Raw genomic sequence first — 15,921 nt, 5'->3', positions numbered from 1 at the left:
ATAGAGCAAATAAATAGAATATCATTTTGCTTTATGTGAAAAACAAAATATTTAATTCCAATATTCAAATCACGCTTTTTAGAATACATAGTTCGAAAAATGTAGGATAAAATGAATATCGGATCACGGATAAGGAATAAAGATAAATAACAACATAACGGTTACTGTCATGAAAACCTTGGTTCAAAAAATTCTCGCAACGGCTCTAGTGTTCCTCTCACTCCTAGAGGTACAGGGGGTTACCTATTACTTTTCCGCTACCAGCGGAAGTGATACCCGTACTGCCGCTCAAGCCACCAATCCAAGTACTCCTTGGAGGTCGATTGAGAAATTGAATAGCATCATGAACACACTGACTCCTGGAGATTCGGTATTGTTCAAAAGGGGCGAAACTTTCTATGGTACAATCCTTATTACAGTTTCGGGAACTACAAGCAACAAAATCTATTTTGGCGCTTTTGGTACAGGTGCAGCGCCTATCCTATCAGGTGCCACAAAGATTACCACCTGGAAAAGTATCGGAAATGGTGTTTATGAAGCCAGCCATGCCAATTTCACCTCTGAGGCAGTGAATGTGCTTGTCATGAATGGCGTAAATCAAGAAATGGGTAGGTATCCAAACAGTAATGGCGATAATAAAGGCTACCTGAATTTTGAAGACTTTGTCGGAAACAATGTCCTTATTGACAACGATTGGAAAGGAGGAACAAATTGGGTGGGTGCCGAAGTGGTAGTTCGGAAGAATCCATGGATTATTGATCGGATGAAGGTAACTTCGGTTAGTGGAACCAGAATTACCTTTGATGCGGCTACAGGTTCTACTTATGGGCTGCGTAAAGATTGGGGCTACTTTTTACAGAATCATAGAGGTACCTTGGATCAACTGGGTGAGTGGTTTTATGATGTAAATACCAAGAAACTGTACGTTTTCTTTGGCAGTCAATCGCCGACAAACTTTGACGTTCAGGTCGGAACACGAAACTCCATCATTACAAACAGTGGACGTGTCAGTGATATCGTTTTCGAGTCACTGGAACTGTTTGCTGCTAATAAAGATGCGATATCACTTGCTTCGGCAAATAACTTCAAGTTCTCCAATCTGAACATTACCTTTGCGGGTGTTACCGGTATTGACATGCTTAGCTGTAGCCGACCCATTATCGAGGGGGTGACTGTATTAAATGCAAATAACAATGGAATTCGCCTAAGGGCTGCTGATGATGCAGAAATCAGGGGTAACAAGGTTATTGGTACCTACCTGTTTCCCGGCATGGGGCTGAATGGTGACAACAACGGAAACGCAATTTTCTCTCCAAACTCAAATAACATCATTGAATACAACGAGGTGCTGAATTCCGGTTACATAGGAATACGATTTGGAGGAAATAATTCAATTGTCAGATATAACATCGTGGATACTTATGGGCTGGTGAAAAATGATGGTGGAGGTATCTACACCTATACCGGGAAAAGCAATGCGGAGTTTTATAACCGTAAGGTCGTTAACAACATTGTTGTAAACGGTATCGGGGTTCGAGAGGGAACCAATATCCAATCACCTTTATTCCGCCCTCAAGTGGAAGGTGTCTACTTCGATGACAATGCATCTGGTGTGGAATTGGCTCATAACATCATTTACAACATTGCCAGCAAGGGTATTTTCCTTCACAATGCCAGAAGAATTCATGTGCATAGCAACTTGGTCTATAACACCGGAGTCCACCTGTTTTTTGGAAACGACAACTTGGGTGCTTCCATCGTGGATAACGTAATAGAAAACAACGTGTTTGTAGGTAAGGACAAAGAGGAGTTAAACATGAACTTCAACAGTATCGCAAATGATATCAAGGCGATGGGTAATTTTTCAAACAATATTTATGCAAACCCATTTTCAGATAACTTCCGAATCAGTACCCGAGTCAATATGGGCGGTAGTGGTGACCTTAGTACACTATATGACTTGGATTCCTGGAAAAAGGCCTACAGTACAGATTATGGTTCTACAAATCATCCTTTTGAAATTGAGCAATGGACCATTACCAAGCTGATCGGTGCGAACAGATTTGCAAACGAACGGTTTGACAGCAACGTACTTCATGTGACCACCAATGGATGTACCTCCGCTTGGGAATCTAACTCTAAACTGGATGGAGGTGCCCTCCGCATTAATGGCTCAGGAAGTTTTGCAGGGGTATTTGGAGTCGGTTCGGTGTCTAAAGATAAATCCTATGTATTGTCTTTTAGTGGGATGGCCAATGCGAGTGTGCCTGCAAAGGTGTTTCTTCGACATGGGGGTTCTCCCTGGAGTGAAATATCTGCTGCTTCTACCGTCAAGTTTGACCTTACCAGAAATGAATATAAAGTGAAGCTTTCTCCCGTATTGGATGTAGCGAGTGCCGTAGTTTTAATCCGATTCGAAGGCGTTCCTGCCATGAATGCTTGGATAGACAACATCGTCTTCACCGAGGCTGAGTTGGATATTGCCAGACCTGAAGATTATATCTTCTTTGAATATAATGCCAGCACTAGCCCAAAAACCTACCCACTTGTTGGTACTTACTACGATATGGCGAAAAAGCCTTTTAGCAAACAGGTGACAGTTGCTCCTTTCTCCGGGGTTCTCTTGATGAAATCATCGAAGGAAATGGCATTACCTGAAATCAAACTTTCCGTACCTTCAGAGGACGGGGTAGTAAATGGATCCAGTCTAAACTTGGGAGTTGCGGTAAGTGGCGATCAAAGTTGGGTACAGAAAGTCAATTATTTCAATGCGGATACGTTGGTGGGAACTTCCGAAACGGCTCCTTATGGATTTGAGTGGGAAAGATTGAGAACTGGTTCCTACACCGTACATGCAGAGGCATTGAACGAATCCGGCGAAAAAATCACTTCACCCGCGATGGCAATACAATTTACCAGGCCCGAAATATTCCCACTGGTAGATATCGAACTGGTGTCCGGGCCGGAGGAGTTGATGCTAGGAGATGCCGTCCAATTGAAAACCGTTGCTTTTGCACCTGACGGAACGATCGAGAAAGTAGATATTTTCAAAAATGGATCCCTATTTACCACGCTGACCAACGAACCCTATGAAGTCAATTGGGTAAGTGATCTCTCCGGTGATTTTGAGGTATGTGCGGTTGCGTATAACTGCTTCGGATTATCCGCTGTATCAGATACGTTGAACATCACTGTAAAGAAACTGGCAACGGGTATAGATGTGGAAGCACTGAACGCAGCCAATAACATGTACACCTTGTTTTTGAATACAGGAAGTGCTCAGCATGCGTCCATTGATGCGATTGGATTTGTAGGTGAAAGCTCCGAAAACAGCTATTTCTCCTCTTCTAGAACCAATAGTAACGCAAACGCTTCGGATATGGTGCTGTTCCAATCTGAAAGACATGCCACCACCTTGTCCTACCAGGTGCCAGTCCCTAACGGAGAATACCGAGTGGTTACTTTTCACAACGAACTCTGGTTTGGCAAGTCAGGTCCTGCACAAAGGGCCGGACAACGAGTATTTGATATCTTTATTCAGAATGAGCTTAGAGCAGCCAAATTTGACCTGTTCCAATATAGCCGAAACCAACCCGCCATGCAGGTCTTCGATAAGGTCAGCGTTACCGACGAAAGGTTGAATATATCCCTGCAAGCACATGCTAACCAAGCATCCATTAGCGGAATCGCAATTATTCAGCTTTCAAAGCCAACTCCAGATTTTGTGATTCCAGTTGGCAAACCTATCGATGTAGAGCCGTTTTTCGAACTGCACTTGAATGCAGGAGACTCGAGAATGGTGGACATTGATGCAGTTAGTTTTATCCCTGACCAATCAATGGGAGGCATATTTACCTCTTCCAGTACTTTTAGAAATGCAGATGCCAGCGCAATAAACGTGCTCCAGTCCGAAAGAAACGGTACTAGATTTAGCTATCACATTCCAGTCGATAACGGTACCTACACTGTTGTGACCTATCACAATGAACTTTGGTTTGGTAAGAATGGACCTGCGGCAGCAGCCGGAAGACGTGTATTCGACATTGCTGTCGAAGGAGAACTTAAAATGAAAGATTTCGATATTTTCCAAGTAAGCAACAACGAGCCTACCAGCCTCGTGTTCGAACAAATTGAAGTCACTGACGGTATGCTTAGTCTGGATCTCGCCTCAACAAAAGACCGTGCTTCTATCAGCGGGTTGAGTATCTACGGAGTGAGAAAGCCAGAGCCTATTAGATTGCTTGTGAATGTCGGTTCAACTTCGAGTGCTGACTTTAGAGGATTTGAGTTCGTTTCTGAAAACAGTGTGGCTGACGTACTAAACTACACACAGTCCTCTACATTCAGTAATCCAAATGCGTGCTACGAACCAATGTTCACGACCGAACGCCATGCTCCTGTATTTGAATATGCCATCCCCGTGCCCAATGGATCTTATACCATAAACACTTTCCATAACGAGCTTTGGTTTGGAAAAGGAGGCCCCGCTGCAGGACCCGGCAAACGAATATATAACATCAGCATAGAGGGAAAAGTCCTCCGAACCGGCTTTGACCTATTTACCATAGGTAATAACAGATCCTATATCTTGGCCTTTAGAAATGTGGTAGTTACCGATGGTGTCCTGAATATTCGATTGGAAGCCACTGCCAACAACGCCTCCCTGAGTGGATTGGCAGTGATGACAGAGGTGAAAAGACCCACCACTCAAACAGCCAACAGTTTCATCAGAGGCTATAGAGAAATGGGATTTGAACTTGGAAGTTTAGAGGAAGTTGTTGAAGAGGGAACTCAACCCGTCGCTTCAGCCTCCAAAATCTACCCCAACCCAGCCAGAGATTACGTGAATATCTCTTTGGGAGAATACGAAGTGACACCGGATTACTTTTATATCCACGACGTCAGCGGTAAGTTGGTGAGCGGTGTGCAGCCCAGCGAAGTGAGAAATCAGAACGGATACCAATTGGCAGTAAACCAACTTCCAGAAGGTATCTACATGGTCAGTGTAATGGCCCAGAATACCGTTTCTGAAAGATTTAAATTAATGGTAACCAAGTAATCCATTTTTGATCTATCCGTTCATAGCAAGGGGGCTGCCGATGGCAGCCCCCTTGCTATGAACGGACGACACAGTCTTCGTTCCCTAATGCGCATCGTTTTTATTTTAACTTTTTTTAATAGCCAGAGGGCCCGGATGTAGTAACTTCTGCACATGGTTTTCGTTTAGCGCTCATTGAGGGGGAAGTCGTTGCTATGGACCATCAAAGGGGGATTCTGTTTTTCAACCAGCATGGAGCGATTCAAGAACGGATTGCGTTGCCAGGGGAGCATTTTTTTTCTGGCCGGGACGAGTTTACCCTTTCTTCCATTAGGTACCAAACTGGCTTATTCCCGCCCGGAACGTGGTGAAATCGATTGGGAAAATCCAGCCAATATTTTTTTTGGGAATTTATTCAAGTCCATTGATGGAAGTGTTGGATAGGCTGTCCGGCACTGTTCAGCGTACCATGGCATTTCCTCCCAATACCGTTTACGAAGATGGGAACCATTATCATCTGAGATTTCCGATAATCGTGAAAAATGAAAATGAATCCTGTCCTTAATGGCTGAAAGAAGGCACCATGACTATCTCGAAAATGGCAACGAACTGGGTGTAAATCCGCCACTTCAACTTTACTTCATCACTCCCAATATCCGAAATACCTACCCATCCAGTAGGCTACCAGAAAATACGTGCCGCTGTCTTCGGTCAGCCCACCGTCTCCGCTATCCATTAGTTTGGGGTTGGTATTCCACCTGGAGATATTTCCTTCCTGGCTAGGAATGGCACGGTCTGCCTGGTCCCGCAGTGTTCGGTGCGCCAGATAGTCCTTTCGCAGGTCCCAACGGTGGCTGTTCTCCATGCGCCAGCTGATTAGGTCGATCGGAAATGATTGGATTTCCTCCAGGGCAGGTTGTATATCCGCATCCATCTTTAGTAATGCACTCGCAAACACATTCCATACCGGCATCCGGTCAGAACGAACGGCTTGCCAAGTCCTTACCAAACTGGCCTTGTAAACCGGGTAGTCGAGATGGTCTTCCGGTAGGTACCGCAGCAGGTTGTAATAAGGAAAGAAGTTGAGGATATCGTCCGAATGACTGATGTCAAAGGGGGCCGTAACCTTTGCAAATCGCGCATTTTCCAGGTAGCCATGGGAGTCCACCAACGTTTGGTAGACTTGTTCATACCGGGGGGTTTGGGTAAGCCGATGAGCTGTTTTTAAGAAGGAAAGGATTTGCAGGGAGTTCAGTCCCCGCTCAAACATCCAGTTGGGCGAATGGTTTAGCGAATCAGGATGCCAAATGCCCCAACGGGTGGGCAGGCCATCAAAGTCAATGAGGTGGTAATCATTATCCAAAATATGCGTGACGATGCGATCTATCAGGTTGGCTGCACGATTTTTTCCGAGGTCATCTGCTACCAGATCATGGTATAAGGACACTGAATAGACATGTCCTGTAATTTCATCACTGCTGGTGTCGTCCAGCCACTGCCATTTTCCGTCCGGTGAGGGGTGCCAGATTTTTTGATGAGGCGATCGAGAGGGGGTGACGGTATCTTCCGCACGGGCGTAGGATCTGGCGGGATATCCGGAAATACCGCTCACCGTTTCCAGCCTTTCCAATACCTCGAAGGTGCGGGTTGCTTTTTCCTTGGCTTCTGGGCTTTTGGTCACAGCATACCGATAGCATTGCGCTATCAGGTAGCAGGCGGTCCAAAGCCCGTCGTTGTCCTCGTTGTCCATGTAACTGGTGGAGAGGTCTCCAGGCGTTCGTAGCTTTGACCGGTTGACCAGCCCCAGTCGGTTGTGCCGGGCTTCGATTACCCTTTCGATGGAGTCAGCTTTGCGCTCCAATGTCATCGGCAAGTTACTGATTTCGGATAGGCCATCTGAAGTACCAATCCACGTTTTGCCATTTTCCAAAGAAAGTATGGCAGTCACCTGGTCCGTGGGCAACCATCGTTTTCCTGCATAGTAGCGCCATGTTTCCCCTTTTTGAACGGCCCCTCGCAGCGTGCCCAGCCACAAGCCATCTCCTCCTTGGTGGATGACCGTAGCTGGGCCAAAGGGAAGCCCATCGTTACCCCTGGCCACCCAGTGGTTGCCGTCGTCGGAGATTCTGCCCACGGCCCATTCCGAGCTAAAATACATGTCAGTTCCGTCTTGATCAGATAAAAGTGCATAGTACCTACGCTCGTGCCCTACCGCCATCATGTGGGTGTCCAAGTCTATCCACTTTTTTCGGTCTTGCAACCAGAGGCCATCCATCGTGGCGACCCACAATCTGTCCTTGTTGTCTACCGCGATCGCGTTGACTTGAAGTGTTCTGGGAAACGTTTCTTGCCGCCAACCTCCATCCCAGGAATATATGCCTAAGTTGGTACCAAGATGTAGTTGGTTTTCAGCGCCTGCTGCGAGGCAGCGAATTTCTTCGCCCTCTCTGCGTTTAGGTAGGGCAATCTTTTTACCCGTACCGGAGGTTAACTCGGTTTCAGTGGCAATCCAGATTTCTCCCTTCCTGTCAACCGTGCCAGTAAGAACCTTGCTGGTAACGACCAACGTGTGCCAATGGCCTCCGACTAACTGAAAGATACCCTGAGACGTGACCACTATAGGAAGTCCATGGAGATTGAATAGCCCGATGATTTCTTTGCCGGCCTCAGCAGGCAGAGGAATATCGCGTTTGATTTCCTGTAGAAAATAAGTGGAGGAGGGCTGTTGGGCGATTGCCGAGGCAATGATCAGCCAATGGGCCCATAAACCGAGTGCAGGGAGGGTACGTAGAAGGGGCGACATGGATTGGAAGTTGTTTTGGATAGTACGGGGAAGCCTTGGCTAAGGACTATTCCTGAAAAAAATAAGCGCCGATTCCCATCGGCGCGTATTGAAAAGTAGTTGCAAGGAATAAAAAAATCTTAGCTGTATTACTGCTTCAAAATTAGTGCTTCTAGGGGCTTTGTCCGACTTTTCAGGGTTAAGGTTCCTTTATGAAACGCGTGTTTTTCCGGGTGCTACTTTAATATTAGAGTAACATAGGGCTAACAGTGGGGGAATCACCGCACTTCGTTTTATTTTTTGTAACTTTGCAGCAAATTAAAAGCCATTGAAAGCGAGAACCTTAAAAAAAGATAAAGTCAATATCATCACCATGGGCTGCTCCAAAAACCTGGTGGACTCCGAAGTCTTACTGAGCCAGCTCCGAGGTAACGGTATTGATGCCCGTCACGAGTCTGCGGATCGGGATAACAATATTGTGATTATCAATACATGTGGGTTTATAGATAACGCCAAGCAGGAATCCATCAATACCATTCTGGAGTATGCCGCTGCGAAAGAAAAAGGTTTGGTAGATAAGGTGTATGTTACCGGGTGTCTTTCTCAGCGTTATAAAGACGATCTGGAAGCAGAGATTCCACAGGTAGATGCTTTTTTTGGAACCAGAGATCTTCCTGCGATATTAAAGCGTTTCAAGGCTGATTATAAACATGAGTTGGTCGGTGAACGATTATTGAGCCATGCTTCTCATTATGCCTATATGAAAATTTCCGAGGGGTGCGACCGTCCATGTTCTTTTTGCGCTATCCCGTTGATGCGAGGTGGCCATGTCAGCAGGCCTATAGAGGAACTCGTGAAGGAGGCGAAGCACAAGGCCGCCCAGGGTACCCGGGAATTGTTGTTAATTGCACAAGACTCGACCTATTATGGGCTGGATCTGTACAAGAAGCGTCAGTTGCCGGACTTATTGCGGGCGCTGTCAGATGTGGATGGGATTGATTGGATACGCCTCCATTATGCGTACCCTACGGGTTTTCCCATGGAAGTGATTGATGTTATGGCAGAACGTAGCAATATTTGCAAGTATTTGGATATTCCATTGCAGCATGGATCCACGGAGGTGTTGAAGGTGATGCGGCGGGGTACCACCAGGGAGAAGCAAGAGGCTTTGATTGGAGAAATCCGTGCAAAAATTCCAGAGATTGCCATCCGTACGACCTTGATTACGGGACATCCGGGAGAGCAGGAAAAGGAATTTTCGGAGATGATGGATTTTGTCGAAAGGATGCGCTTTGAACGCATGGGAGTCTTTACCTATTCCCACGAAGAGGACACCTACGCATTTGGAATGGAGGACCATGTGCCTCAGGAGGTGAAGCAGGAGCGCGCAAACCGTCTGATGGAGATGCAGGAGCAAATATCCTTTGAGTTGAATCAGCAAAAAATAGGAAAGACCTTTAAGGTTTTAATAGATAAAAAAGAAGGGGGCCACTTCGTGGGACGCACCGAGTTTGATTCCGTGGATGTGGATAATGAAGTGCTTATTGATGCAGAAAAGCATTATTGCAGGGTAGGGGACTTTGTTTCTGTGACGATTACCGACGCCACCGAGTTCGATTTATACGGAGATGTACTGAGTCAATAGCAGCGATAGGTGCAGAGGGGTCTGGTAAAGTTTTTATCCAGGCTTTTCGTTTTTATCCGTTCCACTTATAATTTTAGGCTTCCTAAACCCGCTTTGCCGATGAAGTTAATTGAAGTGACCACTGCCGCCCACCGCAGGGAATTTTTGCAAATGGCTGTTCGCCTATACCAAAATGAGCCGAATTGGATCCGACCCTTGGATAAGGATATTGACGGGATCTTTGATCCAGCCGTCAATAAGTTGTTTAAATCTGGAGGCAAGGCCGTTCGTTGGTTATTGGTTGATGATTCCGGGAAAACGATCGGCAGAAACGCGGCTTTTGTCAACCCCAAATGGAAAGAGAAGCAACCTACCGGGGGTATGGGTTTTTTTGAGTGTATCGAAGATCGGTCAGCCGCTTTTATGCTATTTGATGCGGCTCGAGAATGGCTACTGGCACAAGGAATGGAGGCTATGGATGGCCCGGTAAATTTTGGTGAGAGGGACAAATGGTGGGGATTGCTGGTGGAAGGATTCAGTCCGCCAAACTACAATATGCCATGGAATTTCGCCTATTATCAGGGTTTTTTTGAAGCATATGGGTTTCAGCTGTATTTCAAGCAATTTACCTACATGCGTTCTGTGAGGGGGGTGGGATTTGATCCAAAGATGGTAGAGCGGGCTAAGGTAATTATGGCCGATTCCGATTTTGAATTCAGGTACCTAAAAGGTCAGGAGCTTTGGGATAAATTTCCGGAGTATTTTATGACTGTTTATAACAAAGCCTGGGCGAGGCACATGGGGAAGACCGTAACCGAACGGGAAGCCAAACTGATGCTAAGCAAAATGAAGCCAGTCATTGATCCTTATTTGATTTATTTTGGCTTTTATAAGGGAGAACCCATTTCCTTTTTTATCAATATCCCCGAGATCAACCAGCTTTTTAAGCATGTCGACGGCAAGCTGAATTTATTGGGCAAGCTGAAATTTTTATGGAATAAAACCTTCAACCCACCGGACAAGATGCTTGGGTTGGTTTTTGGTGTAGTACCCGAATTTCAGGGTAAAGGGGTGGAGAGCGCCATGATCCTTTCCTACAGGGAGTTTCTCGACATCAAAAAGCTGAAATACCACACCATTGAAATGAACTGGATAGGTGACTTCAACCCTAAAATGATGCGGGTATGTGAGCAGTTATTGGCGGAAATCTATAAAACCCACCATACCTATAGGTACCTGTTTGATCGGCAGAAGCCTTTTGAGCGCCATCCCATCTTTGGTTGATCAAGGGTTTGGCCCCATTTTAAGGGTTAGGATGCCTCCTTGAACAAGGTCGTCATGGGGTATGCCAAGACCTTCTAGGGGAAGTCCATTAACGTGCTTTTTCTGGATAAAATACTGATTCGGGCCGTTGTTTTGGGTTTCAATGGTGAAGGTTTTTCCCGGATAGTAGTCCGGATGTAGGTGAATGACAGTTTTGTCAAAAAGCGGGCTTCCTAGTTCATAGAGTGGGTTTTTTTCGGTTCCACCGTTCATTTGAAAGAGCCCCATTTTCATCAGTACTGCCAATGATCCCATGAGGCCTTGGTCCTCGTCGCCATTGTATCCCAAATCCGTGCTAACTGCGCTGAATGCCCGATTTACTACTTTCCGCGACCAACTTTGGGTTAAATCTGGCCTACCGAGGTGGTTAAAGATAAAGGCCGTCTGCATGGATGGCTGATTGCCGTAGTTGATAGGTATTCTTCGGTATTCAGGGTGCGTTTCCACCGCGTGTGAAGTGCCAGAGGTAAATCCCAGTGCCTCTGCAGCCTCAAACTGTGCATTCAATTTCTCAACAGCCTTTTCATTGCCTCCCATCAGTGATGCCAAACCCGGAAGGTCATGGGGGACAAACCAGGTGAATTGGGCACCGTTTGCCTCTACATAACCCCTGCCGTAATCGTATGGGTCAAATGGCGTAAGCCAGTTTCCATTTATATCTTTTGGGCGAATCCAGGAAGACTCCGGATCGTATAAGTTCCGGTAGTTTTTGGAGCGCTGTTCAAAATATATGGCATCTTCCGTTTTACCCAGAGCCTTAGCCAGTTGGGCCAATGTCCAATCTTGGTAGCTGTATTCCAGCGTTTGCCCAGCACCTTGTTCGTGAAACCCAAATCTCCCTTTGGGGTTGGGATAGGGAACGTATCCCAACTTCATGTAATCTTCCACATTGCCGCCCATTGCTGTGTGGTGCTCATATCCAGCTTTGCCCATCATGCCGCCGGGGAGGTGGTTTTTCTTAAGTCCTTCATAGGCCAATTCCCAATCAATCGAGCGAATACCTTTTTGGTAAGCAGCAGCGAAAAAGGGTGTAGAGGAGGCGCCGGTCATTACATGGGTATAATTTCCGCCGGAAGGACCTCGGGGAATCAGGCCCCCATCTTTGTAATATTGCAGGAGGCTGTTGGTGAATTCATCCATAATATCGGGATACACCAAGCTCCATAAAACACCGATCGTCCATTGTGCGCCCCAAAAGGAGTCTGAATTAAAATGACGGAACTTAGGTTTGCCGGCGTTATCCAGTGGGATTTGCCCTACGCGGAAAGTTTCGCCCGTATTGTCCGGGTAGGCTCCGTTTACATCAGATAGGGTTCTTCGGCCTTGCAATGCCTTCCAAAGGTCGGTGTAAAACCGGCGTCGTTGCGTTTCGTTGCCTCCGCTTATTTCGATCCTGCCCAACAGGTCATTCCATCTAGACTGCGTTTCGTCTACCACGCGTTCGAATTCCCAATGGGGTAGCTCTGATGTCAAATTCAATGCAGCATTTTCAGCGCTGGTATAAGATATGGCAACTTTCATATGCAACGTCCCCTCGCCAGAAGGTTCCACTTCAACGATCCGATGAGCGACGTCTTCTTGGACGATTACCGACCGGATATCGCGGTCTAGCTCAACTTGGAAATAAACCGTAATGGGTTTTGGACGCCGGGTGGTGGGCAGGTTGGTCACACTGCCCGTCAATTGCCTAGGGCCGGACTGCACCAAGGTGCCCTCTGCGATCTCACTGGGACCCAACATTCCGCCAAGGTGAAATAGGATGCCTGCTCTGCTTTGCATTGGAAAGCTATACCGGTGAAATCCAACCCGGTGGGTAGCACCAAGCTCGACTTGGATACCATATCGTTCCAAAAATACCGAATGGTACCCCGGCTCCACCACCTCCCGGTCATGACTAAAGGCGGAGTAGTAGTTCGTAAAAAGGGCTGATGCATCGTCTCCTAGCGTCACCGGCATTACCGAAACACCGGACATTTGCCAAGCATGAATATGGCTGAATCCCTTGATCGTATCGGTATTGTATCGGTACCCTGCACCCCATGCGCCATCTAGTTGGGTGTCCGGACTGAGATTTACCATTCCGAAGGGCCTCGTGGCCGAACTGAAGTAAAACCACCTGGAGTTGGCTGCGTCTAGCAGTGGGTAGACCATTTCAATAGGTCGGACGGCGGCTGTTTCTTCTTTAGGTTTTTCTAGGCAAGACCAAGCCAGTGTGTATACAAGGAGGGCAATGGCCAAGGTTTGTTTCATCTGTTTATAATTGTTTTTCAACGGTCACAACTTGTCCCGGTTTATAGGGATGGAATCCCTGCCTGCGGCAGGCAGGTCGCATGGCTTATAGCCATCCCAGTGCGTGTCGCTTGCGTCGTGCTCGATTTCATCGTGTACCAGTAAAGTAGACAAGGTTTTTTAGGATTATTTTTTCGCGAGGGAAAGTTGCCAGTTCCAGCTGTCCCTCAGTGCATCTTCCAGTGTATATTGCGGTTTCCAGTTAAGTTTCTCTCCGATCTTGGTTGTGTCGGCCCATACCTTTACCACATCACCGGGCCGTCTGGGACCGATTCGGTAGTTCAAGGGTTTTCCGCTTACCTTTTCAAACGCTTGAATGACCTCCAAGACCGTATTTCCGTTGCCTGTGCCCACATTAAATAGGTCGTAAAAGCTGCCCGCTTTGTCATTAAGGTATTCCAATGCTTTTAGATGCGCATCTGCCAGATCTAGTACATGGATGTAATCTCTCACGCAGGTTCCGTCGGGTGTATCATAGTCATTTCCGAAAACAGTTAAACTTTCCCGTATTCCAGCACCTGTTTGGGTAACGAAAGGTATGAGGTTTGCCGGTACGCCAAGTGGAAGTTCGCCGATTAAGGAGGAAGGGTGGGCTCCAATAGGATTGAAATAACGCAACGAGATGATCCGCATTCCTGCGCCACTTTTTGTCACATCCACTAAGATATCTTCGCAGATTTTCTTGGTGTTTCCGTAGGGGCTTTCCGCCTCCTTTCTTGGGGTAGTTTCCTTCACAGGGAGCTCATCGGGCTGACCGTACACCGTGCAGGAGGAAGAAAAAACAAGATCACGTACTCCATATTCCGCCATTGTTTCAAGCAAGACGACGAGAGAACCTACGTTGTTTCGGTAGTACTTGAGCGGTACTGCTGTACTTTCACCCACAGCTTTGTTGGCGGCAAAGTGGATAACCCCTTTGAGTTGGTGTTCGGAAAAAATCCGCTTCATTAGGTCCCGGTCATTACAATCACCCTCGTAACAGGGTACATCTTGCTTTAAAATGGTTTTTAACCCTAGCAGAACCGACTTGTCAGAATTTGAAAAATCATCTATGATGATAGGCAGGTACCCTGCTTCTACCAGGGTTACCGCAGTGTGTGAACCTATATAGCCCGCACCACCGGTTATTAAAATTTTTTCCATTTCCAAATATAATCCATTCAAAGATGCGGTGAAAATTCCGGTGCGAGAAATGTAAAAACCATCAAAGCTTAAGTTTTTGTTTTTCAAAAGAATGCTTAACTTTGCCCCTCGAAAGGGGGTGTACCATATGATAGTTGTAAACGTAAAAGAAAACGAGTCCATTGAAAAAGCGCTAAAGCGCTTCAAAAAGAAGTTTGACAAAACCGGCGTAATTCGGGAGTTGAGAGGCAGACAGCATTTTGAAAAGCCTTCAGTGACTCGGAGAAACGAAGTAATAAAGGCTTCTTACATTCAGCGATTGAGGGACGAGGAAGGGAAATAGTCGCTTTTCTTCGATTTCATAAAAACTTTTAGCATATTGGTGTTACAAATACACCGATATGCTATTTTCTTTTTTAAATCATTTGGAATTCGAAAAGCGGTACAGCGAACATACCCTGTCTGCTTACCGGCGCGATCTTACGCAATTTGAAGATTTTTTAAAAGGGGCCTTTGGGCTCGAAGATCCGTCCGAAGCGGGGCATTCAGAAATAAGGGCGTGGATGGTAGATCTTATCGAGCAGGGGTTGGCAGCGACCACGGTAAACCGAAAGATGGCCACGTTGAAGTCTTTTTATAAGTTTCTGCACCGATCCGGGGAGATCCAACAGAATCCCACCTATAAAGTAAGGTCTCTTAAGAAACCAAGGCGCTTGCCGGCATTTATCCAAGAAACAGCCATCGACAAAGTGTTGGATGAGTGGGTCTATTCAGAAGATTTTGAAGGACAGCGAGACCGAATGGTCATCGAGTTTCTATACTTGACCGGTGTCCGCCTTTCCGAATTGATCGGACTTCGCTGGATGGATTTGGATTTGCAAAAGGGAGAGGTGAAAGTAATGGGGAAGGGGAGAAAGTACCGGATTATACCGTTGTCAAAATCGATATTGGAAAATATAATTCGGTATCAAAAACTATTTAAGGAAACATTTTCAAATGTAGAAGAAAGTGACTACTTTATCGTTAGAAACACGAGGGAACCTGCCTATCCTATGTTGATATACCGAATCGTACGGAACCAGTTGGATCTTTTTGTACAAACTTCCAAAAGAAGTCCACACGTATTGCGTCACACTTTTGCCACTCATTTACTAAATAAAGGGGCTGACCTCAATGCGGTTAAAGACCTTTTAGGGCATGCCAGTTTAGCGGCTACCCAAGTCTATACCCACAATTCCATTGAAAAACTGAAGGCTGTGTTCGAACAGGCACATCCTAAAGCTTAAATAAAAGTTCAACTTTTAACCGATTAACATTATGAAATTACAAATGCATTCCATTCATTTCGACGCAGATCAGAAGCTGATCAATTTTATCCAGAAGAAGGCGGATAAATTGGATACGTATTATGATCAGATTATAGACGGGGAAGTGTTTTTACGGTTGGACAAAAACGACCGAAGCGAAAACAAAATCGTTGAGATAAAATTGAATGTGCCCGGAAAGCAACTTTTTGCCAAAAATCAAAATGATTCGTTTGAGGCGGCTGCTGACGAAGCGATTGAAGGCCTCAGGCGACAAATAAAGAAACACAAGGAGAAGTTAATCCTCGCCAAACAATAAATAAGGTACATTCTAAGGAAAATAGTTTGAGCATACCGACCGAAAGGGCGGTATGCTTTTTTTATAGTCACGCTACATTCAGTCGGTAAAGCCGCGTTGAATAAGGTGGAGTTCAGACCG

Annotated in this window: 10 protein-coding genes; 6 read left to right on the top strand and 4 right to left on the bottom strand. The window is 46.1% G+C overall.

Annotated elements, in window-relative coordinates; translation table 11 throughout:
* The first annotated feature begins 169 nt into the window (after positions 1-169).
* Entirely contained in the window at positions 170-5,059 is a 4,890-nt protein-coding gene (locus IAQ59_RS04195; protein ID WP_209329541.1) for a malectin domain-containing carbohydrate-binding protein, read from the top strand.
* A gap of 622 nt (positions 5,060-5,681) precedes the next feature.
* On the opposite strand, the gene IAQ59_RS04190 is transcribed toward IAQ59_RS04195, so the two are convergent.
* Complete coding sequence (locus tag IAQ59_RS04190; protein ID WP_209329540.1) at positions 5,682-7,841, bottom strand: ligand-binding sensor domain-containing protein; 2,160 nt, start codon at positions 7,839-7,841, stop codon at positions 5,682-5,684.
* Between the two features lie 307 nt (positions 7,842-8,148).
* On the opposite strand from IAQ59_RS04190, the gene rimO reads away from it, so the two are divergent.
* Complete coding sequence (gene rimO, locus IAQ59_RS04185) at positions 8,149-9,465, top strand: 30S ribosomal protein S12 methylthiotransferase RimO (protein WP_209329539.1); 1,317 nt, start codon at positions 8,149-8,151, stop codon at positions 9,463-9,465.
* 99 nt (positions 9,466-9,564) lie between these two features.
* Positions 9,565-10,728: a hypothetical protein gene (locus tag IAQ59_RS04180; RefSeq protein ID WP_209329538.1), complete on the top strand. Its 1,164-nt coding sequence runs from the start codon at positions 9,565-9,567 to the stop codon at positions 10,726-10,728.
* On the opposite strand, the gene IAQ59_RS04175 is transcribed toward IAQ59_RS04180, so the two are convergent.
* The 3 genes from IAQ59_RS04175 to galE are packed head-to-tail and all read right to left on the bottom strand — an operon-like array spanning position 10,729 to position 14,199.
* Positions 10,729-13,017, bottom strand: a complete 2,289-nt coding sequence (locus IAQ59_RS04175) for a GH92 family glycosyl hydrolase (protein ID WP_209329537.1) — start codon at positions 13,015-13,017, stop codon at positions 10,729-10,731.
* A gap of 24 nt (positions 13,018-13,041) precedes the next feature.
* Positions 13,042-13,170 (bottom strand): hypothetical protein, encoded by a 129-nt coding sequence (locus IAQ59_RS22515; protein WP_280866799.1) that lies wholly within the window; start codon positions 13,168-13,170, stop codon positions 13,042-13,044.
* Positions 13,171-13,182: 12 nt separating this feature from the next.
* A complete protein-coding gene (gene galE / locus IAQ59_RS04170; RefSeq protein WP_209329536.1) occupies positions 13,183-14,199 on the bottom strand; it encodes a UDP-glucose 4-epimerase GalE in 1,017 nt (338 codons plus the stop codon).
* Between the two features lie 127 nt (positions 14,200-14,326).
* Between galE and rpsU the strand changes: the two genes are divergently transcribed.
* From rpsU to hpf, 3 genes are read left to right on the top strand one after another with little or no spacing between them, the layout of a single operon-like run.
* Positions 14,327-14,521: a 30S ribosomal protein S21 gene (rpsU, locus tag IAQ59_RS04165; RefSeq protein ID WP_209329535.1), complete on the top strand. Its 195-nt coding sequence runs from the start codon at positions 14,327-14,329 to the stop codon at positions 14,519-14,521.
* 58 nt (positions 14,522-14,579) lie between these two features.
* Positions 14,580-15,464: a tyrosine-type recombinase/integrase gene (locus IAQ59_RS04160; RefSeq protein ID WP_209329534.1), complete on the top strand. Its 885-nt coding sequence runs from the start codon at positions 14,580-14,582 to the stop codon at positions 15,462-15,464.
* Positions 15,465-15,495: 31 nt separating this feature from the next.
* Positions 15,496-15,801: a ribosome hibernation-promoting factor, HPF/YfiA family gene (gene hpf, locus IAQ59_RS04155; protein WP_209329533.1), complete on the top strand. Its 306-nt coding sequence runs from the start codon at positions 15,496-15,498 to the stop codon at positions 15,799-15,801.
* The last annotated feature ends 120 nt before the right edge of the window (positions 15,802-15,921 follow it).

The organism is Lunatimonas salinarum (assembly GCF_017811155.1).
GTDB classification, from domain to species: domain Bacteria; phylum Bacteroidota; class Bacteroidia; order Cytophagales; family Cyclobacteriaceae; genus Lunatimonas; species Lunatimonas salinarum.
The sequence above is the reverse complement of the archived record's forward strand: the minus strand, read 5'-3'. Positions and strand labels throughout refer to the sequence as shown.

Excerpts from the sequence above, each read along its gene's own strand:
- rpsU (WP_209329535.1), top strand. The coding sequence starts at position 14,327 with ATGATAGTTGTAAACGTAAAAGAAAACGAGTCCATTGAAAAAGCGCTA.
- IAQ59_RS04190 (WP_209329540.1), bottom strand. The coding sequence starts at position 7,841 with ATGTCGCCCCTTCTACGTACCCTCCCTGCACTCGGTTTATGGGCCCAT.
- IAQ59_RS04160 (WP_209329534.1), top strand. The coding sequence starts at position 14,580 with ATGCTATTTTCTTTTTTAAATCATTTGGAATTCGAAAAGCGGTACAGC.
- IAQ59_RS04195 (WP_209329541.1), top strand. The coding sequence starts at position 170 with ATGAAAACCTTGGTTCAAAAAATTCTCGCAACGGCTCTAGTGTTCCTC.
- hpf (WP_209329533.1), top strand. The coding sequence starts at position 15,496 with ATGAAATTACAAATGCATTCCATTCATTTCGACGCAGATCAGAAGCTG.
- galE (WP_209329536.1), bottom strand. The coding sequence starts at position 14,199 with ATGGAAAAAATTTTAATAACCGGTGGTGCGGGCTATATAGGTTCACAC.
- IAQ59_RS04180 (WP_209329538.1), top strand. The coding sequence starts at position 9,565 with ATGAAGTTAATTGAAGTGACCACTGCCGCCCACCGCAGGGAATTTTTG.
- IAQ59_RS04175 (WP_209329537.1), bottom strand. The coding sequence starts at position 13,017 with ATGAAACAAACCTTGGCCATTGCCCTCCTTGTATACACACTGGCTTGG.